The sequence below is a fragment of the Ralstonia sp. VS2407 genome (assembly GCF_052950655.1).
This window is the reverse complement of record NZ_JBRFVG010000191.1, coordinates 1-493: the sequence shown is the minus strand read 5'-3', so window position 1 is coordinate 493 and position 493 is coordinate 1. Positions and strand designations below refer to the sequence as shown.

The 493-nt window shown below is 67.5% G+C and carries 1 protein-coding gene; it reads left to right on the top strand.

Annotation, left to right across the window (positions count from 1 at the left end):
* Positions 1-51: 51 nt before the first annotated feature.
* Positions 52-493 (top strand): hypothetical protein (locus tag ACU8YE_RS24565; RefSeq protein ID WP_446930030.1); only part of this gene is annotated, 442 nt, incomplete at its 3' end.

The following is a 493-nucleotide window of genomic DNA, read 5'->3' as shown; positions in this document are numbered from 1 at the left end:
GCCTCTATGGCGACTGAATTTGGGCCTCCTGAGGTGGAGGTGGCGGCAGAGATGCAGCCTGCCGGGGCAGCCTTAAGCGACGCCGAGGCCCTGGTGCGTCGTCTGACCGGCGGGGGTCTGTACGTCAAGACGGGCTTGTTGCTGCTGCCCCGGTCCTGGCTGGGGCGTGAGGGCGAGGTGGCGGCCCGGCTGAACCTGGGACACCTAGATTACCAAGCGTGGCGGGTGGCACGGCTGCGGCCCGGCGAACGGTTCCTGCGCTATTCCGCCGAGCGGCTGCTGGCTGAACTTGACACCCTCTGCGCCGAGCGGCATGCGTCCGAGCATCTGCTGGTGTCCAAGCTCGATCTGCCGGTCGCGGCCCTGAACGGCGAGGAATGCCGGAAGTTCTGGGCCTTCTTGCACAGCGCCTTCAGCAAACGCCGCCGCGCCCTGCTGGTGGCTTTCCCGGAAGGCGCGAGCGAACTGCTCCCCTGGGACACCGACCTTAAAC